We start from the raw sequence: 26,511 nt of genomic DNA, 5'->3' as shown, positions 1-26,511 counted from the left end.
TGTTGTAGTCTGGCGCTCTTCCCAATATTTCTCCGCCTCTGGAGTGTCTCGGCAGTTCTTCGCGGAAGAGTCGTTCCCAAGCGATCTACGATCGTATCCCCGGGTTTTAACAGTCTGTTATTCCACCCGCCTGTAACCGATTGTCGCGCGGCTTGTTGTCTTGTGCGATGACAATAGTGAAGGAGAGTGAGTATGTCAGCTTTGGCTTCTCCCAAGCAAATGATGTCGCGATGTACCAGTACGCATGTAGTACTGCATACGGCGCAATACTGCCTGCTGATCGCCGGCTTTATCTTTTTCATGAGTTTCATTCCGTCAATTTCGGGCCGTAGTACGCCCGCGTCTGAAATCGATCCGCATACCCTCGCAGCGATGGAAACGGTGGATGCGGAAACGGACAGCGTGGCAAGCTCCGGCACCGCTGAATCTTTCGCCAACGCCTCGGCCGGCGAGGCCAAGGCGGCAGAAGCGTTCCCGTCGTACATGAATGGCGCGCTGCGTTATGTTTCCCAGCGTTATAAAGTGTCGGCGGAGGCGTTGCGTCCGATCTTCGAGACGGCGCATCAGGTCGGACGGGAGAAGCATATCGATCCGTTGCTGATTGTTGCCATTATTGGTATCGAGTCGAGCTTCAATCCTTTGGCTGAAAGCTCCTTCGGCGCGCAGGGGCTGATGCAGGTGGTGCCGCGTTTTCATCAAGACAAGGTGCCGGAAGGCGCTGGCGGCCAAGTCTTTTTTGATCCTGTCGCCAATATCCGGATTGGCACCCTCGTACTGCAGGAGGCGATCGAGCGGCGCGGCGGCTTGATGGCGGGGCTACAGCATTATGCTGGATCGACTGACGGGTCGAGTTGGTACGCTGACAGGGTTTTGGCTGAGAAGGCGCGTCTGGAACAGGCGATCAAACGCCGCAGCGGCAAGCAGCAGAGCGCCTGAACTGCTCCTCTTTTATAGCGGCCCTCTTTGCCAAAATACGGCGTTGGCTCGCCTTGCCTTTTGGCAAAGTTAAGCCGCTATATATTGGGCGTCTCAAATATCGATGCCCTGAATCCCGCGTATTTAGGGCGTTTTAGAGGAGGTGCCCGCTAGCCCTTGTAAACAGAGCATCTCCGGGTACCCTGTCCGCAAACGCCCTATTTATAAGGGTTATAGAGGTGCCTGTCCTGAAGTCCTTTATCCGCGCGGGTTTCGGGACATCTCCCCGACAGGGAGAGAATTGGAAAAACGCTGGGGCGGAAGCGCAGGTGCATCTCCAAAAAGAGCTAGCCTGAAGCCCACGTATTTATTAGGGCATCTCCGAGCACCCTGCCCGCAAACACCCTATTTATAAGGGCTTCAGAGGTACCTATCCTGAAGCCCTTTATTTATACGGGGTTGCGGACATATCCCTTTGCGTATTCGATCACTACGAAGCGCCCAAAACTCCCTTAGGCGCAGCCGCAGGCGCGGGGAACTTGGCGAAAGCAAGGGCTTGATTGCCTGAGCGCAGCGAGTTAATCAAGCCCGCCGCACAAGTACCACTCCAACCCGCGACAAGGAGTCTTCTGCGCCTGGAGTCGCCTCTTTCTTTGCTGACTTTCTTTGGCGAGATAAAGAAAGAAGGTAGGAAAGTCAGCGGGGCGCGCTGCCGCTCAGCGCAACGGCATCAAAAGAAGTTTCGTGGGTGGAGCCAGCACAGCATTGCCTGTCCTCGCGCGCAGAAACTGCCCAAAGAAGCCTCGCAAGCGGAGCTAGCGCCTACAAGTCAAACAATCCTTTCAATCCTTATTTTCAGGTTCTGCCGAAAGACTGCCCGCTAACCCGCGTATTTAGGGCATCTCCGAGAGGGGCGCTCTGAAACCCTTATAAATAGGGCTTTTCAGATGTACCTACCCGCAAACGCCCTATCCACACGGGTTTCAGGGTGCCTGCCATGAAGTCCTTTATCCGCGCGGGTTTCGGGGCATCTCCCCGACAGAGGGAGAATTGGAAAAACGCGGGGGCGGAAGCGCAGGCGCATCTCCAAAAAGAGGTGGCCTGAAGCCCGTGTATTTAGGGCATTTCAGAGGGGACGCCCTGAACCCCACGTAAACAGGGCTTCTCCGGTATCCATGCCCTGAAGCCCTTTATTTATAAGGGTTACAGAGGTGTTTGCCCGGAAACAACCTATCCATAAGGGCTTCAGAGGGTGCCGGGAAATGCCCTATCCACGCGGGGTTCGGCGCATCCCCAAAGCCCCTTGTCCTTTGGGAGAGGGTTGAGCGGGGCGGGTTTCAGCGGGTTAGTCGGGTGCTATTTTCCAATTTATGTTTTTTGATGCTCTAAGCCCCGTGTATTTAGGGACTTTCCGGGCATTTTATGTTTTCTAAACTGTTTACCCCGTCGTTTGCTTGATTATTTTTCGGCATCGATACCCCCCAAAAAGCGATGCCGCGAAACCCTGATGGATAGGGCGTCTCCGGGCATGCCCTTCTGAAATGCCCGTGAATAAAGCATCTCCGGGCATCTGATATTTCCGTTACATGTAAAAAGGCAGCGACGTTTCTGTCGCTGCCTTTTTTGTTTCTGCGTCATGCGTGCGCGTCAGGCTGGCGCGCACGCTGATGCGCGCATTTACTCATCGTCCAGGCCGACGATCTTATGTTTGGCGGCAAGCTGCTGCTGTGTAGTGGCCGGTACGGCAGCATAGTGCGAGAAACGGATGCTGTAAGACCCCTGACCGCCGGTCAGTGACTTGAGGCGTCCCTGATAGTCGTCGAGTTCAGCGAGTGGTACTTTGCCGCTGAGTGAAACCGTACCTGCGCTGCGTGACTGCGTGCCGGTAATCTGGCCGCGTTTTCCGGAAAGGTCGCCGGAAAGGTCGCCAACGGCCGTTTCTGGCGCATCGATGTCGATATTGACGATGGGTTCAAGAATGATCGGGCTGGCGGCACGAATGGCTTCGATGACGGCTTTGCGGCCAGCGGTGAAAAAGGCGATGTCCTTGCTATCCACCGGGTGCGATTTGCCATCGTAGACAATGACGCGAATATCGGACACCGGGAAGCCGGCGACAACGCCGTCGGCAAGCGCCTGACGCACGCCTTTTTCAACCGATGCCATGAAGACGCCGGGAATGGCGCCGCCCTTGACCTCGTCGACGAATTCAAAGCCTTCGCCGCGCGGCAACGGTTCAACGCGCAGCATGACTTCGCCGAATTGCCCAGCGCCGCCCGTTTGTTTTTTGTGGCGGCAGTGTCCTGGCGCCTTGCCGGTAATCGTTTCACGGTAGTCGATTTGTGGCGGCTTGGTTGCCAGCTCAAGCTTGTATTGTTGCGCCATGCGGGCAAGCTTGGCGCGCAGGTGCATTTCACCCAGGCCACGGATGACGGTTTCGTTGGTCGTTACGTGGCGTTCAACCGTAAAACAGGGGTCTTCGATCTCGAGTTTGTGCAGCACGTCAAACAGACGCTGTTCGTCAGATTTCTTCTTGGTTTCCACCGCAAGGCCCTGCATCGGCTGAGGAAATGTCAACGGCTTCAAGCGGATGTTATCCTCATCGTGGGAGTCGTGCAGGACGCTGTCGAATTCGATTTCCTCGACCTTGGAAATGGCGCCGATATCGCCCGGTTGCAATTGGTCGGTTTCGATGTGCTCTTTACCGAGCAGGCGGTACAGGTGGCTGATCTTAAAGGCACGCTTGGCGTTGCCAGCAAAGAGTTGGGTGTCTTTTTTGAGCGTGCCCTGATGAACCCGGAAGACGCTGAGCTTGCCAACGAACGGGTCGCTGACGACTTTGAAAACGTGCGCCAGTATGTGTTTGCCGGCTTCTGGAGAGACTTCAAACGGGGTGGCGTTTTCATCGTCGGCCGCCCCTTTATAGAAGGGTGGCGGGTTAGCTTCGGCTGGCGCCGGCGCCAGTTTGGCGAGTGTGTCGAGCAATTGCGGAACGCCGGCGCCCGTCTTGGCGGAAACAAACAGAATGGGAATCAGATGGCCTTCCCGCAAGGCTTTCTCAAAGGGTGCGCGCAGGGTTTCTGGCGCCGGTTCGGCGCCGTCTTCAAGGTATTTGGCGAGCAAATCCTCGTCTTCTTCGACGATTTGGTCGATGAGTGCACGATGCGCATCGGCGACCGATTCGAAGTCGCTTTCGCCGCTGGCGTTGGAGAGCACGTCGATGACTGCTTGCCCATGTTCGGTCGGCAGGTTGAGAACCATGCATTCGTGACCGAAGCGTTCCCGGATGTCACCGAGCAACTTGGGCAGATCGACATTGTCGGCGTCGATTTTGTTGATGACGATCATGCGGCAGAGTTTGCGCGCGGCGGCCAGCTTCATCATGCGTTCGGTCATCAGTTCAATGCCGGATTGGGCGTTGATGACGATCAATGCGGTATCGACGGCGGCCAGGGCGCCAATCGCCTGCCCGGCGAAGTCCGGATATCCCGGCGTGTCGATCAGATGGATCGGTGTCTCAAGCCACTGGGTGCTGGCGATTGCGGAGTTGATCGAATACCCCAGTTCTTTTTCTTGTGGATCAAAGTCGCAGACGGTGTTGCCCTTTTCAATGGAACCGCGTGTGGTGATGGCTCCGCTTGTGGCGAGCAGCGTTTCGACGAGCGTTGTTTTGCCTGATGCGCCGTGGCCGACTAAAGCTACAGTACGAGGGGTCATTTGTCCCATGTTGTCTCCCAATGATGTATGTCGAATACGCTTTATCGCCGGCAAACCCGATGCCAAACGAAGAAAGCCCCTGACTACTCCGGATAAAGTACAACGCGAGGCATTCTACACTTTGTCGCTATAGACGGAAGCCTCGGATGAACCCATCATCGGGGCCGATCCGATAGGAAAAGCGCGCCAATGTTGACGAATTGTCATCAAACCACGTTCCATGCAGGGATTTATCACATCGAACGTTGACCACGGTGAGGTTTGGGAACGATAATCCAAACCCATTGTTTTATGCGCCGGCGCAGTATGCGGCGAAAAGCAATTAAAGGGAGCCATTTTTTAACATCGCATGAGGTAGATTCATGGAACATCTAGACTGGGGTCTTGAGATGACCGTTCTCGGCATGGGGCTGGTCTTTGCCATGCTGGCGTTGTTGTGGTTGATACTGACGATTGTGCTTAAGTTCGACAAAGAAGAAGTCGAAGAAGAAGCATCTGCGGCGAGCGACGATGCGGCGGACGATGATGCCGCTGCGGAAGTCGAAGCAGCGCCCGTGGCTGTGATTGGCACGCCGCCACCGTCAGGATCAGAAGACATCGTCGCGGTCATTGCCTTGGCCGTGGCGAAGCACAGAGCGCAAGGCGTGCCGGCGAGTCTGGCGGCAGTGATCACTATTGCTGCTATCGAGCACCGTAAGGCAGTGGGGCGTGGTGGTCCTGTTGCCCGCAGTTTCTGGCCCGGAACGCAGCCGACCCGGTGGTCGGCAGAAGCGCGTGCGCGGGCACGGCAGACCAATTACTGGAATTAATCCCCTCAACTCACTCATCAATAAAGGATAAACACCATGCGACGCTATACACTGAACATAAGTGGGAAAGACTACGTAGTAGACGTACAAGAGACGGATTTTGACCAATTTGAAGTGCAAGTAGGCGGGCAGAGCTACAGTGTCAGTCTGACGGAAGACCAATCGGTTGGTGGGGTATCCGCGGCTCCGGCGGCGGCTCCCGTAGCGGCGGCGCCGGCCCCGGCAGCATCTGCGCTGAAGGCGGCAGCGCCCGCGCCGGCAGCGGCGGCTCCGAAAGCGGCGGCGCCGAAGAAACCTGCGGGCGGTGGTGGCAAAGGAGCGCTCAAAGCCCCGATGCCGGGAGTCATTCTTGAAGTTAACGTCAAAGCGGGCGACAAAGTCACGCGAGGGCAACAAGTTGCGGTACTTGACGCCATGAAGATGCACAACGTAATTGGAGCGCCGCACGACGGCACGATTGCAGAAGTGTGCGTTGCGGCCGGCCAAAACGTCGGTCACGGCGACGTTATCGTCACCTTTGCGGAGTAATCACCATGCGACGCTATACACTGAACATAAGTGGGAAAGACTACGTAGTAGACGTACAAGAGACGGATTTTGATCAATTTGAAGTCCAAGTAGGCGGGCAGAGTTACAGTGTCAGTCTGACGGAAGACCAATCGGTTGGTGGGGTATCCGCGGCTCCGGCGGCGGCTCCCGTAGCGGCGGCGCCGGCCCCGGCAGCATCTGCGCCGAAGGCGGCAGCGCCCGCGCCGGCAGCGGCGGCTCCGAAAGCGGCGGCGCCGAAGAAACCTGCGGGCGGTGGTGGCAAAGGAGCGCTCAAAGCCCCGATGCCGGGAGTCATTCTTGAAGTTAACGTCAAAGCGGGCGACAAAGTCACGCGAGGGCAACAAGTTGCGGTACTTGACGCCATGAAGATGCACAACGTAATTGGAGCGCCGCACGACGGCACGATTGCAGAAGTGTGCGTTGCGGCCGGCCAAAACGTCGGTCACGGCGACGTTATCGTCACCTTTGCGGAGGGCTAAACAATGATCGATCAACAAACGATCGAACTGCTGATGAAAGGGCTCACCCACATCACCTGGCAGTCGATGGTCATGATCGGCGTCTCGTTCGTCCTGTTCTACCTAGCAATCGTCAAGGACTACGAACCGCTGCTTCTTCTCCCTATTGGCGCAGGCTGCATGCTCGCCAACCTTCCCCTATCGCCGCTCATGGACGAGCACGGCATGCTCAAGATCCTCTACCAAGTTGGGGTCGAAAACGAGCTCTACCCGCTGCTCATCTTTGTCGGCATTGGCGCCATGACCGACTTCGGGCCACTACTAGAAAACCCGAAATTCGTTCTTCTCGGTGCGGCGGGCCAGTTCGGCATCTTCATGACCCTGATCCTGGCCCTAGTGCTCGGCTTTAACCAAAAAGAAGCCGCCTCCATCGGCATCATTGGCGCCATTGACGGCCCCACCTCGATCTACGTCTCCGGCCTGCTGGCCCCGCATTTGCTCGGACCCATCACCGTGGCTGCCTACAGCTACATGTCGCTGGTACCGATCATCATGCCGCCGGTCATCTACGCCCTGACGACCAAGCACGAGCGCGGCATTGAAATGGCCTACAGCTCGCGCAAGATCAGCCGTCGCACCCGCATTATCTTCCCGATCATCATCACCGTCATGGTGGGCAGCCTGGTACCTTTTGCCACCCCCCTGATCGGCATGCTCATGCTCGGCAACCTCATGCGCGAATCGGGCGCCGTCGAACGGCTCACCCAAGCCTCGTCGAATGAAATCGCTAATATGGTTACCCTCTTCCTGGGACTGGCCATTGGCTCCACCATGGGGGGCGAAGCCTTCCTCAAATCGGAAACCCTGTTCATTCTCGGGCTCGGGCTACTCGCCTTTGGTGTTGACTGTGCGGCAGGCGTTCTTTTCGCCAAACTGCTCAACTTCCTCAGCGGCGGCAAGGTCAACCCCATCATTGGAGCGGCTGGTATCAGCGCCTTCCCGATGGCGGCGCGGGTTTGCCAACAGCTGGCACAGAAAGAAAACTTCCAGAACTTCCTGCTGATGCACGCGATGGGCGCCAACGCGGCGGGTCAGGTTGCTTCGGTGGTTGCTGGGGGTGTCGTACTTGCACTCATGGGTGCGGGCGGCTAGAACCTTTTCTGTCTCCTTGGGGCGCTGCCTCACAAAAAGCCCGCAATTGCGGGCTTTTTTATTGCTGCTCGTCAATAATCAAAACGTGCGGTAAAAATGTATTGTTATATAAAACAGCAAAACTCCTCTCACGCAATCAATGGACTTATATAGAAGATAGTCAATTGACTGGGCATGTAAAACGAATCCGCTGACTTTGCCTGGCCTGAAGGTTGCGCTGGTATTGTGGCGAACTTGATTTAGAGGAAGCTTTTTTGCGTATCGGTGACGAACATATTGTCTATTCCACTAAATAGATGTTAGATGTGATGCAGTCGTGCTGATCCGTTGGCCGTTCGATTTATCCGCCCCGGCTTTTACGTGTCGATACCGTTTACTTTTCTTTCTGTTGAGCTGTTTGCCAGGCAAATCCCACAGAAAACATTTCCTAAATCCATACATATCGACATTTTCCCGCAGCGTATTTTGTCGTGTGGGTTGGGGGTTAGGGTTAGAGGGTAGGTGTGGAATTGATCGATACTGCAATACAACGCGATCTGTCAGGCTGAAAAATCTATTGTCGGCGCGTTATTTTCTTGCTATCCATGTTTGGACAGATATGCCGAACCAGGTAGCGTTTGTGACTATAATCGGTTCCCTCAACCTCTAGATATTCGGCAGAAGCACAAAATGCGTGGTATATGACACCTTAGGTGAGGTGCGCGAGCTGTGAATTTGCACGAATCTGTCGGGTGCTTTTCCGAAACGGCGTTACTGCAATCGATATTAAGCGCCGGTTTCTGCAAGAGTGGGCAGCATTTCTCGGATTTTTGATACTTGCTTATATAAACAGGAGTCGTGTGACTGTCTCTGCCGATTTTCCCGAAAAAAAAACCAGAAGACTGCTGGCTGTTCCGTCACTTAAATGGCAAAACTGGTTGTTGCTGGGCATCAAGCTGGCGATGGGGTTGCTGCTGATATTGTTGATAATGTTGTATTTCGTGCTCCGCCGTGATGAAGCAGATGAGCAGCGTTCGACGATGATTGCCGACGTGTTATGGCTGGAACAGAGCGCCAGCCAGTACATCAAACGTAGCACCGAACAATTGGAATTGCTGGCGAGCGATCTGGCGCAGGAGCGACGGAAAAGATCTTTTTTTCGGCAGCGGATGGCCTATCTGCTGCGCAACAATGCGGATATTCTTTATATCGCCTGGCTGGATGTGAACGGTCATACGTTGATTTCCGACCAGAGAACGACGACAAATCCACCGGTGATTCAGCACATATCCGGTTCAGGCACACAAGGCCTGATGCTGGATATGGCCGAAAAAATGGCCAGGACGGTATATTCCAACGCTTACAAGACTCCGCAAGGGGCGCTGTTCAATGTGTATACGCCGGTATTCGAGGAAGGAGTCTATCAGGGATCATTGATGAGCGTTTATTCATTTGATGTCCTGTTAAAAAATCTTGTGCCCTGGTGGTTTGCCGAAAAATACCGGGTCAGGATTCTCGATAACGATGGTGAGACGCTGGCAAGCAAGGCGAAGACCGATGAAGTGGAAACCTCGGAAAGTTATTCGATCTCTCTTGAATATCCAGGGTATGGCATCGTCCTTCGTGCGGACGCTTATCCGGTCAAAGGAGATTATGCGCAACGGCTGCTGATTACGCTGGTGTTCCTGCTGTTGGTCGCCGTCATCATCAGTCTCTGGGTCATGCGTAAGCATGTACGGCAGCGCCTGAACGCCGAACATGCCTTGCGCGCCGAGCACGCCTTCCGCAAGGCGATGGAGGATTCGCTGATGGTTGGCATGCGCGCACAGGATCTCGACGGACGTATTACCTACGTTAATCCAGCCTTTTGCCAGATGGTCGGATTTTCCGAAGTGGAGCTGCTCGATACCTCACCGCCCCTGCCTTTCTGGCCGCCGGAAGAAATGGAGCGGATCGGTAGATTGCAGGCGGAACAAGGGCAAAAAGGCATCCAGCCGGATGGTGTCGAAACGCCATTCATGCATAAAAATGGTACGCGCTTCGACGTGCTGATCTACAAGGCGCCTCTGATCGATGCGGATGGGCGGCATACCGGCTGGATGTCGTCCGTGGTCGATGTGACGGCGCGCAAGCGCGCCGAAGAGCTTACGCGCCAACAGCAGGAAAAATTACAGCAAACCTCGCGTCTGGTGACGATGGGCGAGCTGGCCTCCTCGCTGGCACATGAACTAAATCAACCCTTGGCGGCGATTAACAGCTACAACACAGGGTGTTTAAACAAGCTGTCAGCCAGCGAATTTTCGCGCGAAGAACTGAGATCCGCCATGGAGAAACTGGGTGTTCAAGCGCGTCGTGCGGGCCATATCATCCGCCATATCCATGATTTTGTGCGCAAGAGCGAGCCTAAACTGGCCGCCTGCAACCTCGTTGAGGTCATTCAGTCAAGTATTGGCTTTATTTCTGCCGATGCCCGGGCGCGCAGCGTCCGTATTGTCGGCAAGATTGCCGATACGTCGGTCAACCTGTATGCCGATCGCGTCATGCTTGAGCAGGTGCTGCTCAACCTGATGCGCAATGCCATCGAAGCAATGATGGCGCCGGATATTCTGCCGGAGCGCCGGCGATTGACCATTAGTTTGACAGTTGAAGGTGATCAGGCAAGAATCCGTGTCGCGGATCGGGGCGCCGGCATTCCGGCGGCGATCCGTGAAAATCTGTTTACCCCGTTCTTTTCGACAAAAAAAGAAGGCATGGGCATGGGGCTGAACATTTGCCGCTCGATCATCGAATTTCATCGCGGCCGCCTGTGGGTTGAAGACAGTCCGGACGGTGGCGCTATTTTCAATATTTCCCTTCCTCTGGCATCGCAATGACCTCTCATGTCTATATCGTCGATGATGATGACGCCATCCGTGATTCACTGTCCTGGATGCTTCAATCACGTGGGATTTCCTGCCGTGATTTCCCCTCCGCCGAGGCTTTTCTTGATAGTCTGACGCCCAGCCTGTCTGGCTGCATCCTGCTCGATGTGCGGATGAGTGGGATGAGCGGCAACGAGCTGTTCGAAATCCTGCGTGAGCGCGGCTGTCATATGCCGGTGATTTTCCTGACGGGGCATGGCGACGTACCGCTTGCCGTTTCTGCCCTAAAAGGCGGGGCTTTCGATTTTTTTGAGAAGCCGTGCGATGACAACCAGTTGGTCGATCGTATCGTCGAAGCGCTGAAGTTCGACGAAGAACAGCGCGCCGCCGCGGCGACGGCGGAATCGATCGGCGCGCGTTTGAACCGTCTATCCACGCGCGAACGGCAGGTCATGGAGCGGGTGCTGGCAGGGAAGCTGAACAAGGTGATCGCCGACGAATTGCATGTCAGTATGCGGACGGTGGAAGTGCATCGGTCGAGCCTGTTTGAAAAAATGGGCGTCAAGACCGCAGTTGAACTGGCGCAGATTCTGGCCAAGAATCCCGTCAAGATGCCTTAATCCATCCCGCCCGGACGCTGAATTCAAATCCTCACCCTCATGTTGTGTCCGCCAGCCGCTTTATATAAAAAATGGATTTTTCTACCTGGTACGCCGTGCCTGAGTCGTGTCACGGCTGACATGACGCCCCTATCACGTTCAAATCACGTTTATTTTGTGTGCCCACATCGATATGGAATATCTGACGGCTTTCATTGACATTATCCTGCACCTCGACAAGCACCTGGAATTTCTTGTGGAACAGTATGGTCATTGGATCTATGTCATTCTCTTCGCCATTATTTTTAGCGAGACAGGCTTTGTCGTAACCGCCTTCTTGCCGGGAGATTCTCTGCTGTTCGTCGCAGGCGGCCTGGCGGCGCTTGGCGGCATGGATATTTATTTGCTGCTTGCCATCCTGGTTGCGGCGGCAGTGTTCGGCAACGCGCTCAACTACCAGATCGGGCGTTTTCTCGGCCCCAAAGTATTTCAGTGGGAAAACTCGCATTTTTTTAATAAAGCGGCGCTGGTCAAAACGCAGGCTTTCTATGAGAAACATGGCGGCAAAACGCTGGTGATTTCCCGTTTTCTGCCGCTGTTCCGGACATTTGCGCCTTTTGTCGCCGGTATCGGAGCAATGGCTTGGGCGCGCTTCATATTCTTTACCCTGCTGGGGGCGCTGGCCTGGGTGCTTTGCTTGACGCTGGCCGGTTATTTCTTCGGGAATCTGCCGTGGGTCAGGCAAAATCTGAATGTGGTGATCCTTGGCATCATCGTCGTTTCTCTCCTCCCTGTCTTGATCGGCTGGTACCAGCATTGGCGGACATCGGCATGATCCGGCGCATCTGCCTGCTGATGGCTTGTTCCCTGCCATTGTTGTGCGCATGTGCAACGCGCGCCGAAATTTTCTCTAGCCTGAAGCGGATTGCAGAAAAACTCTATCGACGCAATCCGCGGGAATGGAAGAAAGCAGCGCAGGCCAGTCGGGAGTCCGTTCTGCAAGATATTCACGCCACGCTAAAAATTCATTCGCAGCGCCCTATCTATTTTTTCATTTTTAAAAATTTTTGCGTCAAACTTTACTCTCACGAAAGCACATTTTCGTTAAATTTTGGGAGCGGTAGCGAATTTTATAACGTTGAAATTTCATGTAACCCAATCTTAAGTTTAGTTTTAAATTTTAAAACTCATTTGATCAAATAAAAAAGGAAGCAAAAGAGTATGAGATTTCATGAGATTTGGAAAAAAGTATCAAATTTAGGACTAAATTTAAGTAGAGGTTTAAAGCCGGTAAACGCGTTAAAGAAGCTCCTGTTTTTATTTCCACTTTTGGCGCTCCATGCTCAGGCGCTAGAGCCAAAAATTGAAATCCAACCAAACCCCGTTATCAGAAATGGCCTGTACTATGTGGGCGGCAAGCCCTATAACGGCACGCTAAAAATGCTGCATTACAGCGCCGAGGATCTCTACGACGTAAATTTTATGGGTATGATTTATCCGAGACTCAAGCCGCTGCCGCCCACGCTCATTCGTGAGATCGATGTGGAGGACGGCGTAGCGATGCGGTATAGGGATTTTTTTGACGGCAAGGACAAGCCCTCAAACGAATACCCGCTAAAAAACGGCCTACGCGAGGGCACAGCGAAGCTATATCACGCCGACAGCGGCGCTCTGATGGGCGAGGTCGAGTACAAAGCTGGCATCCGCGACGGGCGCTACCGTCTCTACTACTTTAACGAGGGCGGCGCGCTAAAACAGGAGGGCGTCTACAAGGCGGACAGGCGCGAAGGCGTTTTTACCGACTACTACGAAAGCGGCGAGGTGAGCGCGCGCCACCCGTATAAGGGCGGGCTGCGAAACGGCAAAGACACGGATTATTATAAAAGCGGCGCGGTTTACGGCATGCGAAACTATAAAGACGACAAGCGGCAAGGCGTGGAGAAATGGTACTACGAAAGCGGCGCACTAAAAGAGACGGGCATTTACAAAGACGACCGCAAGCAGGATGTTTGGAAGTGGTTTTACGAGGATGGCAAAACGCGCGTAATTGAAAATTTCAAAGACGGCGAGAAAGATGGCGCCGTGCGAGAATACTACCCAAGCGGAAACCTCAAAGGCGAATACGAGTTTAAGCGTGGCAGGCAAACGGACGCAGGCAAGCAGTACTACGAGAGCGGCGCGCTCGCGGCGAAGGTGATGTTTAAGGATGGACTCAAACACGGGCCTTATGAGACTTATCATGAAAATGGAGCGCTCAAGGCTAGTGTCACGTTTAAGGAGGGTCTCGAGATGGGCACGGCGAAGCACTACTACGCGAACGGCAAGCTCAAAGCCGAGGGCGAGTTTGAGCGCGGGCGATTAATCCGTGCCAAAAAATACAACGAAGTAGGCAAGCTAATCAGCGATAAATTTGATAAAAATGGGCTTCCGCGGGAGTGAAGTTTGACACAAGAAATTTTAAAAATGAAAAAGATAATAAAAATAACTCAAGAAGATCAGTACAAAATTTGTCGGTGAAATTTATGATCAGCAAAGATGAAAAAATAGAAATACTTTCTGCCAATTAAAGAGAGTTTTGAGTGGGTTTAGTAAAATACACTAGGGAGCATATGGGCGCGAGATTTGTCGATGTAAACAAACAGAGTTCATAGGCGACTGCATTTCGTGAAGAAGAGGAGTTTAAGATATTTATATTTAATAGAAGCGAGTCAGATGACTTAGACGCGCTATATCCGGTAATCAGTCTGGTGATATTTGCTGCTCGGTAAAATTTTATGTATCAATTTGTCCATAGGCTTAAATTTGTGTCATTTAAATCTTATTTCTATATTTAGTGTCTTATTTTTAATAATTTTCTGCGAGTTCGTAGATGGCGTATTACACCAAGATAAACTGCAAGGTAAGCGCGCGGACGGTCGGGCTAAATAGCATGAGGATTTTTTAGTAGCGTAATTTCTGGGGATATCGAAGTCTGCTAGTGTGAAAACAGATGGGATGCAGTGAATGAATTTTTAGCGTGGCGCGAGTATCTTGCAGGGCGGCGGCGATGTATGCATTCAGCCCTGACTATCGGGGGATCGTGTTCTGGCGCTGATGGCGGGTCTGATCGGGATGGTCGATGCCGCCTTTGAACACACGCAGGATTTCTATGTGCTTGATGATTTACATGAACAGAAGCTCTACAACTGCGCGCGCAATGTCGAAATCGCCATCTGGAAAATCGCCTCGTCACGCGATGCCCGCGGCGAATCGCTGCTGCTGGCCAATGCATTGACCCAAGATGCCGTTAACCTGAGTTTTGAACGGGAATTCGGGCGCATTATCGGGTTGCTTGATATGCTTTCGCAGGTGATGGCGGACAAACATGGCCGCTCGGTGACGCGGCTGACGCAGATGGTAGCAACGACGCTGTTTTTACCCATTAGTGCGCTGGGAATGTAATGAAACGAATCGTGATTCTGATCTCTGGCCGAGGCAGCAATATGTGCTCGATTCTCGACGCCATCGCGGCGGGGGAATTGCCGGCCAACGTTGCCGCCGTCATTGCCAACCGTCCCGAGGCGGCAGGGCTTGAAACGGCGCGTGCCCGCGGTATTCCGGTGCGCCTCGTCGATCACCGGCATTATGCCGATCGCGCTGCCTTTGATGCAGCGCTGGCCGAAACGATCGATGCCTTTGCGCCCGATCTGGTTGTGCTAGCAGGTTTCATGCGAATCCTGACGTCGGATTTCGTTCAGCGCTATCGTGGGCGAATGCTGAATATCCATCCCTCGCTGCTCCCCTTATTTACTGGCCTGCATACGCATCGCCGGGCGCTGGAGGCGGGGGTTCGCGTCCATGGCTGTACGGTGCATTTCGTTACGCCTGAACTGGATCATGGACCGATCGTGATTCAGGCCGCCGTGCCGGTGCTTGATGGCGATGACGAACCTGCGCTGGCATCACGTGTGCTGGCGCAGGAGCACGTGATTTATCCGCTGGCGATCCGCTGGTTCGTCGAAGGGCGCCTGCATCTGCTCGACGGAAAGGTTAAGCTCGATCTGCCTCAGGATGAGCGCGCTGCACTGATTTCTCCCTGGACGGTATAACGACTGCGCGGTGTGGTAGCGCGGGCATTGCATGTGTCGTGCGGGTGTATGAAATTATTCGGAGATGAAACTTCGCGGCGTGCCGTATTGATATGGGCTTTTCTGGTGTCACTGGCGGTTCACGCAATTGTCCTGCTGGGAGTGACGCTTGATTTGCCGACATATCCGCAGTCCGCGCCATTGCTGGTGGAGATGAAACCGATACCGAAGGGACCGGTGATGGACGCCGCGCAAACCCCAGCTAAGCCGCAGAGAGCTAAAAAACCACGTCGGGAAACCGTCAAGCTCCCCCTTCAGCGCAGCCGGCGGGACATTGCTGCAGGCGACATGACTTCGCGAAAGGTTCCGCGCGCAAAGCGTCCTGCTACTGGCGTTGCCGCATCTACGGCTGCTTCCGCCGTGCCTGGCGCGGCGTCTGTCACGCCGTCGATGGAGGAAATACGTGACGCGGCAACCGAAACGGTGAGTGGGGCGGTCGTGAATGATGTCGTGGCAGAGGGGGGCGATGCCGTGATGCCGGATGTGGAGGCAGAGGCGGGGGCAGAGGTGAAGCAGGATGACGTGGCGATGCGCGGGCTCCCGGCGAACGGGCGCATTCTCTATCGGGTCGATCGTGGCGATCGGGAATTTGAAATCGGCCGTGCCGTCAGTGAATGGGAGATCAGCGATGATCGTTACGTGCTGCGTCTCCAGATGGAGACAACAGGGCTGGTCTGGCTGTTCAAAAGCTATCGGATCGAGATGGAAAGCCGGGGTTGGTTGACGGCAGCAGGGCTGCGGCCGGAGTATTTTTCGATTCGTCGTAATGACCAGGCTGCCAAGGAGCGTGCAACGTTTGACTGGGCGCAAATGCAGGTTTCCGTTGCCGACAAGCCGGCGCAAGCGCTCGATCCGGGTGCGCAGGATTTACTCTCGTTCAACTTCCATCTCGGCTTCATGCCCGATTCCAGGGTGGCAACCCGTCTGCCGATTGTTACCGGCAAGAAATACGCGATCTACCCGCTTGCCGTTGTCGGCGATGAAGAGATTGAATTGCCGATGGGGCGCGTGCGGACTTTACATGTGCGTTCTGCCGGCGAACATACGACGGAGTTGTGGCTGGCCTACGATTATTTTCTGCTGCCGGTTAAAATCCGCCATGTCGACCGCGAAGGCGGCAGCTTTGTGCAGGTGGCTACCGGCATCCGCGTCGATGCCGATACGCCGTGAGTCATGGATCACGCCATTCAGCGTGTCCTGAACGCCTTGACCCACGCATACTTTATCCGTGGCCGGGCAGGCGATCGGCGCACCGTGCAGAACCGTCAGGAAAAAATCATGCGTTTAGTCCCCCCATTGCTGCAACATGCCGAGGCCCTGCTGGTCGAAATACTGCCCTGCCGCTTGCCGGCGGATTCGGTGGTTTCCCGTTATTTCCGCCGGCATGAACGCCTGGGACAGGCCGATCGCGGATTCATTGCCGAGGCCGTCTATGCCGTGCTGCGCCGGCGCCGTTCTCTGGAGGCGTACTGTCTGGGAGAAATATCGCCGCGCCGTTTGCTGTTGGCCTGGCTGGGGTGCGTGCAGAAGCTGAACCGGCGTGAATTCGGCGATGTCCTCAATGCGGCCGAGAACCAGTGGCTGGCGCAGGCTAAAGCCTTGCGGCTGGAAGACTTTCCCCCGGCGCTGCAGCTGGATTTGCCAGACTGGCTGTATGCGCGGCTGCTTGTGCAGTTGGGGGCGGAAGACACGGAACATCTGGCCTTGCAGCTCAACCAGGCGGCGCCGCTTGACTTGCGTGTCAATCCGCTCAAAGCGGAACGCGATGCGTTATTGGCGCGCTTGCGCGCCGATGGTATCCGTGCGGTGCCGGGCGATTATTCGCCGTTGGCGATGCGCCTGGCGGATAAACCTGCCTTGGCGCGCCACCCTGCTTTTCTCGACGGGAGCTTCGAGGTGCAGGATGAAGGCAGCCAGTTGCTCGGCTATCTGGTACAGCCTCGACGTGGCGAAATGGTCGCCGATTTTTGCGCCGGAGCCGGCGGCAAGACTTTGCTGCTGGGTGCGCTGATGCGCTCGCAGGGGCGGCTGTACGCTTTTGACATCGCCGAAAAACGCTTGGCGAAGCTCAAGCCGCGCCTGGCGCGCTCAGGTTTGTCGAATGTGCACCCGGTGCGTATCGAGTCCGAGCATGATGCGCGGCTCAAGCGCCTTGCCGGAAAGTTTGATCGCGTGCTGGTTGACGCCCCCTGTTCCGGGCTGGGGACGCTGCGCCGCAACCCGGATCTGAAATGGCGGCAGCATGAAAGCGATGTGGCGGAATTGGCCGTCAAGCAGGCGTCGATTCTAGCGGCGGCGGCAAAACTTGTGTGCCCCGGCGGTCGTCTGGTTTATGCCACTTGTAGCCTGCTGAGTGAAGAAAATGAAGCGGTCGTTGAGGCCTTTTTGGTGGCGCATCCTGAGTTTTCCCGCCTTTCGGCAAGCGAAATCTTACGCAGCCAGTCAATTCCCATTCGGGGCGATGATGAAAAGGGCGGTGACCTGCGTCTGTGGCCGCACCGTCATGGGACGGACGGGTTTTTTGCCGCGGTCATGGCGCGGCAGTAAGGCTTGAAGTAAAACGGGCGTGATGGGGCAAAGAGGATGAACATGCAATTTTTCCCTTTATTCGAAGCGTTGCGGGCGGATGTGCATCACGCCGAGTTTCCTTGGAGTGTGGCGCTGCTGGTGCTGATTTTGGCGATGTCATGGGGGGTGTCACGTCGTGTACGCAGCCCGCGTTTTCTGCAATCGGCCGCGAAATGGCGGCCGGTGCGGGATTTCGGCGAAGGTGAGGCCCGGCGGATTGCCTTCCCGCTGATTGCGTTGCTCATGCTTTCATGTGTGCGTGAGATTCTGCACTTTTCGGGGTGGCAGGTAATGAGCGCATTCGACCTGGTTTCGCCTTTCCTGCTGGCCTGGTTGCTGGCCAATGCGTTGGTTTATGTGCTGCACTGCATTTTTCCCCAAGGCAGCCTGCTGCGTGACTTCGAGCGTTTTATCATCATTGCCGTTTGGGGCGTCATGGCGCTCGATATGACGGGGCTGGGCACGCCGGTCATCGGTGTGCTGGAAAAATTTCATGTAACCGTGGGCAAACAGCGTCTCGATTTATGGATGGCGTTGCGCGGTGCGATGACCGTGGTGATCACGGTCCTGTTTGCATTGTGGATCGCCAGCCTGATCGAGCGCAGATTGATGGCGGCCAGCAGTCTGAATGCCAATCTGCGCGAGGTGTTGGCGCGTGCGGCGAAGGCGCTGCTCACGTTGCTGGCATTGCTGATCAGCCTGTCATTGATGGGGATCGATATCACGGCGCTGTCGGTGTTCAGCGGTGCGCTGGCTGTTGGGCTGGGCTTCGGGTTGCAGAAAATCGCCAGCAACTATGTCAGCGGCTTCATTCTGCTGCTGGATCGATCGGTGCAGCTGGGGAATCTAATTGCGCTTGATGATGGTACGTCCGGCACGATTTCCTGCATTACCACGCGCTATTCCGTGCTGAAAACACTGGGAGGAACCGAAGTCATTATTCCCAACGAGTATCTGGTCAGCAATATCATCCGCAATTTGTCTTACACCGACAAACGTGTGCGCATCGCCGTGCAGATACAGGTAGGCTACGAAACGGATATTGAGAAGCTGATTCCGGATCTGGTTCAGCTTGCCTTGCAGAATCCGCGAATTCTGCCCAGCCCGCCGCCTGGCGCGATCGTGACCGAGCTGGCCGATAATGGCGTGCAGCTGGAACTGGGCGCCTGGGTTGCCGATCCTGAGCAGGGGACGGGCGGGGTGCGTTCAGCGCTTTATCTGGCGCTCCTGAACTATTGCCGCGAACACGACATCGAAATTCCTTTCCCGCAGCGCGAAGTCCGTATGCGCCAGAATACAACAACGGACGCGCAGAACGTTTTGCCTACCCAATGAGAAAACAGGCAGTGCAACAGGCCGTGCTAATCCCGTGCTCATCCTAAAAGGATTGAGAAAATTGATGGCTCTGTGGGCACGGGGAGGGCTACGCGGGAAGACCCACTATCTTCGCTGAAATCACTTTTTCAGGACTTTGGGTCGAATCGCAACAGTACGTGTGTTTCTGACAAATGCAGCGGAAAATATGCAGCGAGAAATAAAGCAGTGCCAGAGCAGTGCCGCGGGGAAAATAAATTGATTGATATAGGCGCCGTATCGGGGCGCTTTTTTGTATTTGCCGGTATTTCCGCTTAAACCGGATGATGATCAATGATCGCCGCCCAGCGCCTCGTGACTGTGGTTTGTGGCTTCCGCCTCGTTAGGGCGATTCTGTATCCGATATCGCCAACAGCGGATGGCAAACCAGATCAGCGTGCAGGGAACGGCAATCAGAAAGGCTTTATCGATATTGACGTAACCGTCATTGAGTAAGTCCCAGGCCATGACGCCGATGAGGATGCCGACTCCTTCGATCAGGGGAAAGGGGGGCTTTTTATGGCGCGGCGGGTGTCTTAAGATGGGTTCGTCAGATTGCTGCATGAGGGAATGATTCAAGGAAACGGGCGAAGGCAAACGGCAGGCAATGGATACAGGGTAACAAGACAGAGGAACATGGGGGTTCAGAACCGGTACAAGACAGGCTGAGCGGCACAGCCGACAGACGAATCTTAATAGGTGAGCAGGTTGGTGTGCTTGGCGGCTTCGTCATGTCTGGGTGACGTCATGTAACAATGGCCAGGATAGAGTAAAACGCGCACCGCCCAGCGGTGATGCCTCGGCAACAGCTGTGCCGCCGTGTTGTTCGAGGATGAGACGGACAATGGCTAATCCAAGTCCGTGGCCGCCCGTGGCGCGATCGCGTGAGCGGTCGAGTCGGGCGAACGCCTTGAATACGCGCTGGCGGTCGGCTTTGGCGATACCCAGGCCGTCGTCATCGACATGAACGAAAATGTGATTACCCTTGACTTCGGCGCTGACAACGATACGCGACTTGGTGTATTTGATGGCGTTGCGCAGCAGGTTGGTCAGTGCGTATGGCATGCTTTTCTGGTCGAGTTCAACCAATTGCCCGGGCGGCAGGGCGGCGCAGTCGACATGCAGTTCGAGCGAGCGGCCAAGAATCCGGATGGCGTCGACCTTTTCGTTCAGCCAGGCCTCAAAATCAACGCGTGTTAGATGTGGCTCCGGCAGCTCGCGCTCGAAACGTGAATAAACCAGGCTGGAATCTACCAGGCTGTCCAGTTCTTCGAGATCGTCGTTCATCATCGTTTGAAGCCGCCGCCGTTCGTCCGGGCTGTCGGCGTCGGTGAGCATCTCCGTGACAAAACGCATGCGAGCAATCGGTGTGCGCAGTTCGTGTGAGATGGCGCTGGAAAGCTCTTTCTGAACGGCAATTAGGCGCTGGATGCGCTCGGCCATGCCATTCATCGTCTCGGTGAGCAGCTTGAAGGCCGGGCTTTTAGCTTCTGGCGCCCGCGCTTCCAGGTGTCCTTCGCCCAGATCGCGAGCGGTTTGCCGCAAGGTTTCAAGATCGCGCCAGATCGGCCGCACCCAGAACCAGACGGCAATGGCCAGAATCAGCCCAATCAGGCTCCAGGTCAGCAATCGCAAGCGCACCTCCCAGGGCAATGCGCGCGGATGCTGGTCGCTGGCGTTGGGCGAGATTGGACCGACGACGAGTACCTGTGAGGTATGTTTCAAACGGTGGTAAAGAATATCGCCGTCCTTGTCGATCGCCAGCTCTCCGGCATCCAGTTTTTCTGCCTGCTTGGGATTGAGTTTGAGCGACCAGCGTTCGACGATATCGAGCCGGTAGGAAAAAATCTGCCCGATGCCCTTGATCGCTTGCGGCCAGTCTTTGCGCGGCTGGCGAAACAGCTCCTCCTCGATGAGCATGACGGTGCCCTGCATGAAGCGCCGTGTATAGTCGTCGGTGATGCCCTTGACCGAAGTCGAGATCACAAGGTCGGCGACATAGGCGATGCCGACGAATGACCCCATGATCAGCAAGTAAAAACTCAGGAACAGGCGTGACAGACTATAGCTGCCGCGCCAGGGCGGTGGCTTGTAGCGCAGGAGAATGTCAAACAGGCGATGTTCGCGGCCGGTCGCGCTATTGCCAGTCGTGTTTGCTGAAGAGGTAGCCTTTGCCACGGACCGTCTTGATACGGGTAGGATTGTCAGGATCGTCGCCCAGTTTGCGGCGCAGGCGCGAAATGCGGGCGTCGATCGAACGGTCGAGTCCGTCGAAGCCAATGCCGCGCAACTCCTGGAGCAGATCGTCGCGCGAGAGGATGCTGCCGGCGTGGCTGGCCAACAGCCAAAGCAGGTCGAACTCCGCCGTTGTCAGGTCGATCGGTTCATCACCGAGATGCGCACTGCGGGTCGCCTGGCTGATACCAAAATTACCAAAGGCGAGCTCTTCGGTTTCGCTCGCGGCACCCTGTTCATTGGCAACCAGCGGCGCACGGCGTAGCAGAGCCTTGATGCGCGCCAGCAGCAGGCGCGGCTGAACTGGCTTGGCGATGTAGTCATCGGCGCCCAGTTCGAGGCCAAGAATCTGATCGAGATCTTCGTCGCGCGCCGTCAGCATCAAGATCACGCCTGCGTATTGGGCGCGTACGCTGCGGCAAACCTCAAAACCATCCTTACCCGGCAGCATCACGTCGAGAATGACCAGATCGGGATTGTCCTTGAGAATGCGTGCTTCAGCCGTGTCGCCGCGGGATTCGATATGGACTTCAAATTCGTTCTTGCGCAGATACTCGGCAGTCAGGTCGGCCAGGCGCTTGTCGTCTTCAATGAGCAGGATACGGGTCTTCATAATGAAAGTCCGAGGAAATGACCTGAACGCGAATATACACGATACGCGCTGATGCGGCGAATCGCCCATTTCGCCGGTAATCAGTGAAAACGGGGCGCGTGAAATTACACGGTTGTCGGTGTTCAGGCGGGTACTATGACTGAAGTCAGGAGCGTCTCTGATAAAATCGCCGGTAACTCTTCAGAGGTCCCTGAATCATTATGCCTGTTTCACCTGTTGTGCCTATCCATACACGTTTTGCCTTCGCGATATTGGCGGCGGTATCGTTTGCCCTGGCAACCAGCGCGGTGCTGTTGGCCGATTTGATGCATCTGCCGGCACCATGCACGTTGTGTATCCTGCAACGCTTCATTTTTCTGGTCTTCTGCTTCTGGGCGGTGTGCGGCGTGGTTATCCCCGGTGCGCGCCATTTCTGGTGCGTCCTGCTGGCGCTGACAGCGGCCTGTGGCCTGGCTGCGGCCGGGTGGCAGAGCTGGATGGAATATGCCCCGGATCAGGTGACGGAATGTGGTTTTGGTGAGCCGGCGCTCTACGAGCAACTGGTGAACTGGCTGGGCGCGCAATGGCCCTCGCTATTCATGGTGACCGGGTTCTGCACCCAGCAGGACTGGTATTTTCTCGGATTATCGCTGGCCAACTGGTCGATCCTGTTTTTCCTGGGGTTACTGCTGGCGGCGCTGCTCGTATTCTTCATGCGCAAGTAAAGCGAGGGACTTTCACTCCCCTTCTGGAACCCACGTGGATAGGGCGTTTGCGGGTAGGGGCTTTGGAACCCTTATAAATAAAGGGCTGGCGGGTAGGGTGCCCGGAGAAGCCCTAAATACGTGGGCTAGCGGGCAGGTGTCCTGAAACTAAAAATAAGAATCGCCACAGCCTGCGCGCTGACTTCCCCCCACGAGACTTCTCTTAATGCCGTTGCGCTGAGCGGCAGCGCACCCCGCTGACTTTCCTACCTTCTTTCTTTGCCTCGCCAAAGAAAGTCAGCAAAGAAAGGCGACCCCGAGGCGCAGAAAACCCCTTGTCGCGGGTTGCTTGTCGGCGGGCTTAATTAACTCGCTGCGCTCAAACAATCAAGCCCTTGATTCCGCCAAGCTGCCCCGCGCCTGCGGCTGCGCCTAAGGGGTTTTAGGGTGCTTCGTCGCGATCGAATACGTGAAAGGGCATGCCGCTGAAACCCGCGTGGATAGGGAATCTCCGGGTACCCCTTCGGAGATGCCCTGTTTACAAGGGCTTCAGGGCACCCCTCTGAAGATCGCGTCTCCCTTTGCCAAAATACGGCGTTGCTGTGTTGATCTGGCCTTGCTGTACTAAATGGTCTGACTGCGGCTTAACGCCTTGTCTTTTGGCAAAGTCGAGCCGCTATGTTTTGGATGTCCTAAATATGGGTGCGCTGAACCCCGCGTAGATAGGGCGTTTCCGGGCAGGCGCCTCTGGAACCCTTATAAATAAAGGGCTTCAGGGTAGTGGTGCCGGAGACGCCCTGCTTACAAGGGCTACAAAGCATACCCCTCGGAGATGCCCTAAATACGCGGGCTTCAGGGCATCCCTTGAAAAAATTGAAATACAAGGATTGTTTGACTATAGGTGCTAGCTCCGCCCGTAAGGCTTTTTTGGGCGGTGGCTGCGCGCGAGGACAGGCAATGCTGTGCTGGCTTCACCCAGGAAACGTCTTTTAATGCCGTTGCGCTGAGCGGCGGCGCGCTTCGCGTTGATTTTTTCCTTCAGGCGCGTATTCATCCAATACTCACTTGATGGGTTAAAAGCCTATTTCTTCACGTGATCGGTATTGCTCAATGGATGATGTGGGCTTTCTTCGGGGTTTAATAGCGTCTTATATCTATCGTTTATAAGAACGTATGCGAGTATCCCTAAAGGAAGGCCCATGCTGAGTCCGAATATAAGAAATAAAGCAGGGTCTTGATATGCTCCTGATAGCAAAGGTATGATCAATACCCAAGCGCCCAGGAATAGCCAGCCTCTGGGAGTGATCTTTATTATAGTATTGCTTTCAACTTCTTGGTGGCTGAATTCTTTTTTTCCGTATGGACTGGTATTGTTTATATAAAACAAAATTCCCTACAATTAGTTCGATAAATGTGAAGAGGGAATATGCGCCAACAAGCAGCATAAATATATTGATAACTATATACCCGATAAAAAGGATTTTTTTCGCTCTTTTATCCCTTTCGATTAGCCCGCATTTCTCACAGATAGAAGGTGCATCGCGGCCGGAGATATGAGAAAGTTTTTTTGCGAGAACGACTTAACCATATCTCTGAGGAAGCCGCGATGCCGACACAGTGTACCGTAGTCAGCCCATGCGCGAAGCGTATTGATGGCCGCCAGGTGGCGGTGGATTTCGACGGAGGGCAGATCAGTTCGGATGCGGGCGCGCTGTTGCTGCGCGAGGTCGATCGCACCTTGCGGCTGACCGAACGGGTGGCGGCCTGCTTCGAGGATGGGCGCGATCCGGAGCTGATCGAACACACGGTGCACACGTTGGTGATGCAACGGATCGTGGGGATCGCGCTGGGCTACGAGGACCTGAACGATCACGATCAATTGCGCCGTGACCCGGTACTGGCCACGCTGGCCGGTAAGCTCAGCGCTCGGCGCAAGGGCTGCGAGCCGCTGGCGGGCAAGTCGACCTTGAACCGGCTCGAACATGCCCCCGACACCAAGGACGGTTCGCGCTATCACAAGATCGCTCACGATCCGGCGGCCTTCGAGTCGCTGTTCGTCGCGTGCTTCATTGAGGCGCACGAGCAGGCACCTGACGAGATCATCCTCGATCTGGACGCCACCGACGACCCGCTGCACGGCCAGCAGGAAGGGCGTTTCTTCCATGGTTACTACGGCGGCTACTGCTACCTGCCGCTGTACATCTTCTGCGGCCGACATCTGCTCGCCGCCAAGCTGCGCCGGGCCAACACGGATGCCTCGGCGGGCAGCATCGATGAACTCGAACGCATCGTCACCCAGATCCGCCGCCACTGGCCGGAGGTGCGCATCGTGCTGCGTGCCGACTCGGGCTTTGCGCGCGATGCCTTGATGAGTTGGTGCGAGCAGACGCACATCGACTTCGTCTTCGGGCTGGCCAAGAACGACCGGCTCAAGGCCCAGATCGAAACCGAGATGAGCCAGGCGCAGGCCGAATGCACCCAGACCGGCAAGCCCGCACGGCGGTTTCGCGACTTCACCTACCGCACCCTTGACAGCTGGTCGTGCGCCCGGCGGGTCGTCGGCAAGGCCGAGCAGCTGCCGGGCAAGGCCAATCCGCGCTTCATCGTCACCAGCCTGGACGCTCAGCGCTGGCCGGCACGCGAACTGTACGAGGCGCTGTACTGCGCCCGAGGCGAAATGGAGAACCGCATCAAGGAGTGCCAGCTACACCTGTTCGCCGATCGCACCTCAACGGCGACGATGCGGGCCAATCAGCTGCGGCTGTGGTTCGCCTCCTTCGCCTACGTCATGCTCGAAGCGCTGCGCCGCATCGGGCTGGCTGGCACCGAACTGGCCGAGGCCACCTGCGAGAGCCTGCGCCTGAAACTGCTCAAGATCGGCGCACGGGTCAAGATCAGCGTGCGCCGCATCCATGTCAGCATGGCCAGCAGTCATCCGTTCCAGACCACCTGGCGCCTGGCCCAGGCCAGACTCGCCCCCGGCTGATCCGCCACGCCACCGTGGCCCTGCTGATCCGATCGCGCTCCCGTTCGCGCGAGGCGGTCTCATGCCCAAACAGCGCCGCTTGCCCCCTCAACGCACCTGACCGCTCGCAGAACCTCACCCGCCTGCACTCCATTGGCCGCTCGCGGGCCTGAATCCTCGCGGTCACGGCGACGCGTGAAGGAAAAAACCGCGCCAACGGGGGCCGAACCGTGAGAGTGTGAGAAATGCGGGTTAGCTGGTTCAGCTTTTCATCATTGTTAGAACTCATCGACGCCTCCTTTTTAGGTGAGTATTGCAGGAATAGGAGTATGTCTTGTTTTATCTGAAAACTATAAAAGCGGCCAGGGCTGAGATAAAGCAGAAAAAGAAAACTGCAAACAGGCAACTAATAGATATTTCAATGAATAGGATATAGCCTTCGGCTTTTGTAAGATCCTGGATAAAACCCGGCTCGTTAAGCCTTGCTATGAAGCCCTTGGGTTTTGAAATGATGGAAAATCTGGGATAAAGAAAAAGAAATGCGATCAATATGATTCGACAGATAAATGCTGCAATAATAAATACCAGTATTTCATCCCGCATGAAGTTCTCAATGGACAATTCAGTATTATGCGCACCAGATAAAAAATGATAGGTAAAATAAATTCCCCATGCGATTCCGGCAATAGGTGCGGTTTTGAGTAAGGTCGTTGCGTTCGTATAGATTTTCCGCCTTTTTTCCAGCGCCATTTCCGTAGGCCCTGTACCTGTACCTGTGCCGCCGGGAATCTCCTCCGGGGGCATTTCTGGATGCGTTTGTTTGTTTTTCATGTGCATTTGCTCCTGGTTGACGTGAGACTGTGTCCAAGATGCGTGTACCGTGCAAGGCGCCGGCGGGAGATGCAGCCTCCGGAGAGACGCTGCATCG

The 26,511-nt window shown here is 55.4% G+C and carries 23 protein-coding genes; 17 read left to right on the top strand and 6 right to left on the bottom strand.

All coding sequences use genetic code 11. The annotated features are described in order from the left end of the window. The first annotated feature begins 372 nt into the window (after nucleotides 1-372). Entirely contained in the window at nucleotides 373-936 is a 564-nt protein-coding gene (locus ABCS64_RS08740; RefSeq protein ID WP_418891461.1) for a transglycosylase SLT domain-containing protein, read from the top strand. 1,656 nt (nucleotides 937-2,592) lie between these two features. Here ABCS64_RS08740 and fusA read toward each other — a convergent pair. Then, nucleotides 2,593-4,641, bottom strand: a complete 2,049-nt coding sequence (gene fusA, locus ABCS64_RS08735) for an elongation factor G (protein ID WP_418891460.1) — start codon at nucleotides 4,639-4,641, stop codon at nucleotides 2,593-2,595. Between the two features lie 353 nt (nucleotides 4,642-4,994). Between fusA and ABCS64_RS08730 the strand changes: the two genes are divergently transcribed. The 14 genes from ABCS64_RS08730 (at nucleotide 4,995) to ABCS64_RS08660 (ending at nucleotide 19,069) form a co-directional block, all read left to right on the top strand. Further along, nucleotides 4,995-5,441 (top strand): OadG family protein, encoded by a 447-nt coding sequence (locus ABCS64_RS08730; RefSeq protein WP_418891459.1) that lies wholly within the window; start codon nucleotides 4,995-4,997, stop codon nucleotides 5,439-5,441. Nucleotides 5,442-5,477: 36 nt separating this feature from the next. Continuing rightward, nucleotides 5,478-5,969: an acyl-CoA carboxylase biotin carboxyl carrier protein subunit gene (locus tag ABCS64_RS08725; protein WP_418891458.1), complete on the top strand. Its 492-nt coding sequence runs from the start codon at nucleotides 5,478-5,480 to the stop codon at nucleotides 5,967-5,969. Between the two features lie 5 nt (nucleotides 5,970-5,974). After that, a complete protein-coding gene (locus ABCS64_RS08720) occupies nucleotides 5,975-6,469 on the top strand; it encodes an acyl-CoA carboxylase biotin carboxyl carrier protein subunit (protein ID WP_418891457.1) in 495 nt (164 codons plus the stop codon). 3 nt (nucleotides 6,470-6,472) lie between these two features. Beyond that, entirely contained in the window at nucleotides 6,473-7,600 is a 1,128-nt protein-coding gene (locus ABCS64_RS08715) for a sodium ion-translocating decarboxylase subunit beta (protein WP_418891456.1), read from the top strand. An 839-nt stretch (nucleotides 7,601-8,439) separates the two neighbouring features. Then, nucleotides 8,440-10,452, top strand: a complete 2,013-nt coding sequence (locus ABCS64_RS08710; protein ID WP_418891455.1) for a sensor histidine kinase — start codon at nucleotides 8,440-8,442, stop codon at nucleotides 10,450-10,452. Continuing rightward, the gene (locus tag ABCS64_RS08705) at nucleotides 10,449-11,060 is read left to right on the top strand and encodes a response regulator transcription factor (RefSeq protein ID WP_418891454.1); all 612 of its coding nucleotides are present in this window, start codon (nucleotides 10,449-10,451) and stop codon (nucleotides 11,058-11,060) included. The genes ABCS64_RS08710 and ABCS64_RS08705 overlap by 4 nt, the downstream gene beginning before the upstream one ends. 172 nt (nucleotides 11,061-11,232) lie before the next feature. Then, on the top strand, nucleotides 11,233-11,874 hold the full coding sequence (locus tag ABCS64_RS08700) for a DedA family protein (protein ID WP_418891453.1): 642 nt from the start codon (nucleotides 11,233-11,235) through the stop codon (nucleotides 11,872-11,874). After that, nucleotides 11,871-12,242, top strand: coding sequence for a hypothetical protein (locus ABCS64_RS08695; RefSeq protein ID WP_418891452.1), 372 nt, complete (start codon nucleotides 11,871-11,873; stop codon nucleotides 12,240-12,242). The genes ABCS64_RS08700 and ABCS64_RS08695 overlap by 4 nt, the downstream gene beginning before the upstream one ends. Before the next feature lie 18 nt (nucleotides 12,243-12,260). Beyond that, nucleotides 12,261-13,478: a toxin-antitoxin system YwqK family antitoxin gene (locus ABCS64_RS08690; RefSeq protein ID WP_418891451.1), complete on the top strand. Its 1,218-nt coding sequence runs from the start codon at nucleotides 12,261-12,263 to the stop codon at nucleotides 13,476-13,478. Between the two features lie 654 nt (nucleotides 13,479-14,132). Further along, complete coding sequence (locus ABCS64_RS08685) at nucleotides 14,133-14,480, top strand: hypothetical protein (protein WP_418891450.1); 348 nt, start codon at nucleotides 14,133-14,135, stop codon at nucleotides 14,478-14,480. Beyond that, entirely contained in the window at nucleotides 14,480-15,127 is a 648-nt protein-coding gene (gene purN, locus ABCS64_RS08680; RefSeq protein ID WP_418891449.1) for a phosphoribosylglycinamide formyltransferase, read from the top strand. The genes ABCS64_RS08685 and purN overlap by 1 nt, the downstream gene beginning before the upstream one ends. A gap of 48 nt (nucleotides 15,128-15,175) precedes the next feature. After that, the gene (locus ABCS64_RS08670; protein ID WP_422653348.1) at nucleotides 15,176-16,336 is read left to right on the top strand and encodes a DUF3108 domain-containing protein; all 1,161 of its coding nucleotides are present in this window, start codon (nucleotides 15,176-15,178) and stop codon (nucleotides 16,334-16,336) included. A gap of 108 nt (nucleotides 16,337-16,444) precedes the next feature. Continuing rightward, the gene (locus tag ABCS64_RS08665; RefSeq protein WP_418891446.1) at nucleotides 16,445-17,713 is read left to right on the top strand and encodes an RsmB/NOP family class I SAM-dependent RNA methyltransferase; all 1,269 of its coding nucleotides are present in this window, start codon (nucleotides 16,445-16,447) and stop codon (nucleotides 17,711-17,713) included. Nucleotides 17,714-17,755: 42 nt separating this feature from the next. Next, nucleotides 17,756-19,069, top strand: coding sequence for a mechanosensitive ion channel family protein (locus ABCS64_RS08660; protein ID WP_418891445.1), 1,314 nt, complete (start codon nucleotides 17,756-17,758; stop codon nucleotides 19,067-19,069). Between the two features lie 309 nt (nucleotides 19,070-19,378). On the opposite strand, the gene ABCS64_RS08655 is transcribed toward ABCS64_RS08660, so the two are convergent. The 3 genes from ABCS64_RS08655 to ABCS64_RS08645 all read right to left on the bottom strand — a co-directional run bounded on the left by ABCS64_RS08655 (nucleotide 19,379) and on the right by ABCS64_RS08645 (nucleotide 21,935). Then, nucleotides 19,379-19,651 (bottom strand): hypothetical protein, encoded by a 273-nt coding sequence (locus ABCS64_RS08655; RefSeq protein WP_418891444.1) that lies wholly within the window; start codon nucleotides 19,649-19,651, stop codon nucleotides 19,379-19,381. A gap of 165 nt (nucleotides 19,652-19,816) precedes the next feature. Next, nucleotides 19,817-21,265 carry an ATP-binding protein gene (locus tag ABCS64_RS08650; RefSeq protein WP_418891443.1) on the bottom strand — a complete coding sequence of 483 codons (1,449 nt, stop codon included), beginning with the start codon at nucleotides 21,263-21,265 and terminating at the stop codon, nucleotides 19,817-19,819. Beyond that, nucleotides 21,225-21,935 carry a winged helix-turn-helix domain-containing protein gene (locus tag ABCS64_RS08645; protein WP_418891442.1) on the bottom strand — a complete coding sequence of 237 codons (711 nt, stop codon included), beginning with the start codon at nucleotides 21,933-21,935 and terminating at the stop codon, nucleotides 21,225-21,227. The genes ABCS64_RS08650 and ABCS64_RS08645 overlap by 41 nt, the downstream gene beginning before the upstream one ends. Nucleotides 21,936-22,135: 200 nt before the next feature. Here ABCS64_RS08645 and ABCS64_RS08640 point away from each other — a divergent pair, with 200 nt between their 5' ends. Beyond that, on the top strand, nucleotides 22,136-22,639 hold the full coding sequence (locus ABCS64_RS08640) for a disulfide bond formation protein B (protein WP_418891441.1): 504 nt from the start codon (nucleotides 22,136-22,138) through the stop codon (nucleotides 22,637-22,639). Between the two features lie 883 nt (nucleotides 22,640-23,522). On the opposite strand, the gene ABCS64_RS08635 is transcribed toward ABCS64_RS08640, so the two are convergent. Then, a complete protein-coding gene (locus tag ABCS64_RS08635; RefSeq protein WP_418891440.1) occupies nucleotides 23,523-23,672 on the bottom strand; it encodes a hypothetical protein in 150 nt (49 codons plus the stop codon). A gap of 552 nt (nucleotides 23,673-24,224) precedes the next feature. Here ABCS64_RS08635 and ABCS64_RS08630 point away from each other — a divergent pair. Further along, complete coding sequence (locus ABCS64_RS08630) at nucleotides 24,225-25,604, top strand: IS1380 family transposase (RefSeq protein WP_418889980.1); 1,380 nt, start codon at nucleotides 24,225-24,227, stop codon at nucleotides 25,602-25,604. 318 nt (nucleotides 25,605-25,922) lie between these two features. Here the strand turns inward: ABCS64_RS08630 and ABCS64_RS08625 are convergent, their stop codons facing one another. After that, the gene (locus ABCS64_RS08625; RefSeq protein WP_418891439.1) at nucleotides 25,923-26,414 is read right to left on the bottom strand and encodes a hypothetical protein; all 492 of its coding nucleotides are present in this window, start codon (nucleotides 26,412-26,414) and stop codon (nucleotides 25,923-25,925) included. Nucleotides 26,415-26,511: the final 97 nt, after the last annotated feature.

Source organism: Dentiradicibacter hellwigii (genome assembly GCF_041770905.1).
In the GTDB taxonomy this organism is placed as follows: Bacteria; Pseudomonadota; Gammaproteobacteria; order Burkholderiales; family Rhodocyclaceae; genus Propionivibrio; species Propionivibrio hellwigii.
Note: the sequence above shows the minus strand (reverse complement) of the source record. Positions and strands in the feature narration are given on the sequence as shown.

What these genes read in the sequence shown, in the direction of transcription:
- ABCS64_RS08725 (WP_418891458.1), top strand. Translation starts at nt 5,478, where the DNA reads ATGCGACGCTATACACTGAACATAAGTGGGAAAGACTACGTAGTAGAC.
- ABCS64_RS08660 (WP_418891445.1), top strand. Translation starts at nt 17,756, where the DNA reads ATGCAATTTTTCCCTTTATTCGAAGCGTTGCGGGCGGATGTGCATCAC.
- ABCS64_RS08685 (WP_418891450.1), top strand. Translation starts at nt 14,133, where the DNA reads ATGGCGGGTCTGATCGGGATGGTCGATGCCGCCTTTGAACACACGCAG.
- ABCS64_RS08645 (WP_418891442.1), bottom strand. Translation starts at nt 21,935, where the DNA reads ATGAAGACCCGTATCCTGCTCATTGAAGACGACAAGCGCCTGGCCGAC.
- ABCS64_RS08695 (WP_418891452.1), top strand. Translation starts at nt 11,871, where the DNA reads ATGATCCGGCGCATCTGCCTGCTGATGGCTTGTTCCCTGCCATTGTTG.
- ABCS64_RS08690 (WP_418891451.1), top strand. Translation starts at nt 12,261, where the DNA reads ATGAGATTTCATGAGATTTGGAAAAAAGTATCAAATTTAGGACTAAAT.
- ABCS64_RS08635 (WP_418891440.1), bottom strand. Translation starts at nt 23,672, where the DNA reads ATGAATACGCGCCTGAAGGAAAAAATCAACGCGAAGCGCGCCGCCGCT.
- purN (WP_418891449.1), top strand. Translation starts at nt 14,480, where the DNA reads ATGAAACGAATCGTGATTCTGATCTCTGGCCGAGGCAGCAATATGTGC.
- ABCS64_RS08720 (WP_418891457.1), top strand. Translation starts at nt 5,975, where the DNA reads ATGCGACGCTATACACTGAACATAAGTGGGAAAGACTACGTAGTAGAC.
- ABCS64_RS08705 (WP_418891454.1), top strand. Translation starts at nt 10,449, where the DNA reads ATGACCTCTCATGTCTATATCGTCGATGATGATGACGCCATCCGTGAT.
- ABCS64_RS08630 (WP_418889980.1), top strand. Translation starts at nt 24,225, where the DNA reads ATGCCGACACAGTGTACCGTAGTCAGCCCATGCGCGAAGCGTATTGAT.
- fusA (WP_418891460.1), bottom strand. Translation starts at nt 4,641, where the DNA reads ATGGGACAAATGACCCCTCGTACTGTAGCTTTAGTCGGCCACGGCGCA.
- ABCS64_RS08730 (WP_418891459.1), top strand. Translation starts at nt 4,995, where the DNA reads ATGGAACATCTAGACTGGGGTCTTGAGATGACCGTTCTCGGCATGGGG.
- ABCS64_RS08655 (WP_418891444.1), bottom strand. Translation starts at nt 19,651, where the DNA reads ATGCAGCAATCTGACGAACCCATCTTAAGACACCCGCCGCGCCATAAA.
- ABCS64_RS08625 (WP_418891439.1), bottom strand. Translation starts at nt 26,414, where the DNA reads ATGAAAAACAAACAAACGCATCCAGAAATGCCCCCGGAGGAGATTCCC.
- ABCS64_RS08670 (WP_422653348.1), top strand. Translation starts at nt 15,176, where the DNA reads ATGAAATTATTCGGAGATGAAACTTCGCGGCGTGCCGTATTGATATGG.
- ABCS64_RS08700 (WP_418891453.1), top strand. Translation starts at nt 11,233, where the DNA reads ATGGAATATCTGACGGCTTTCATTGACATTATCCTGCACCTCGACAAG.
- ABCS64_RS08665 (WP_418891446.1), top strand. Translation starts at nt 16,445, where the DNA reads ATGCGTTTAGTCCCCCCATTGCTGCAACATGCCGAGGCCCTGCTGGTC.
- ABCS64_RS08740 (WP_418891461.1), top strand. Translation starts at nt 373, where the DNA reads ATGGAAACGGTGGATGCGGAAACGGACAGCGTGGCAAGCTCCGGCACC.
- ABCS64_RS08715 (WP_418891456.1), top strand. Translation starts at nt 6,473, where the DNA reads ATGATCGATCAACAAACGATCGAACTGCTGATGAAAGGGCTCACCCAC.
- ABCS64_RS08640 (WP_418891441.1), top strand. Translation starts at nt 22,136, where the DNA reads ATGCCTGTTTCACCTGTTGTGCCTATCCATACACGTTTTGCCTTCGCG.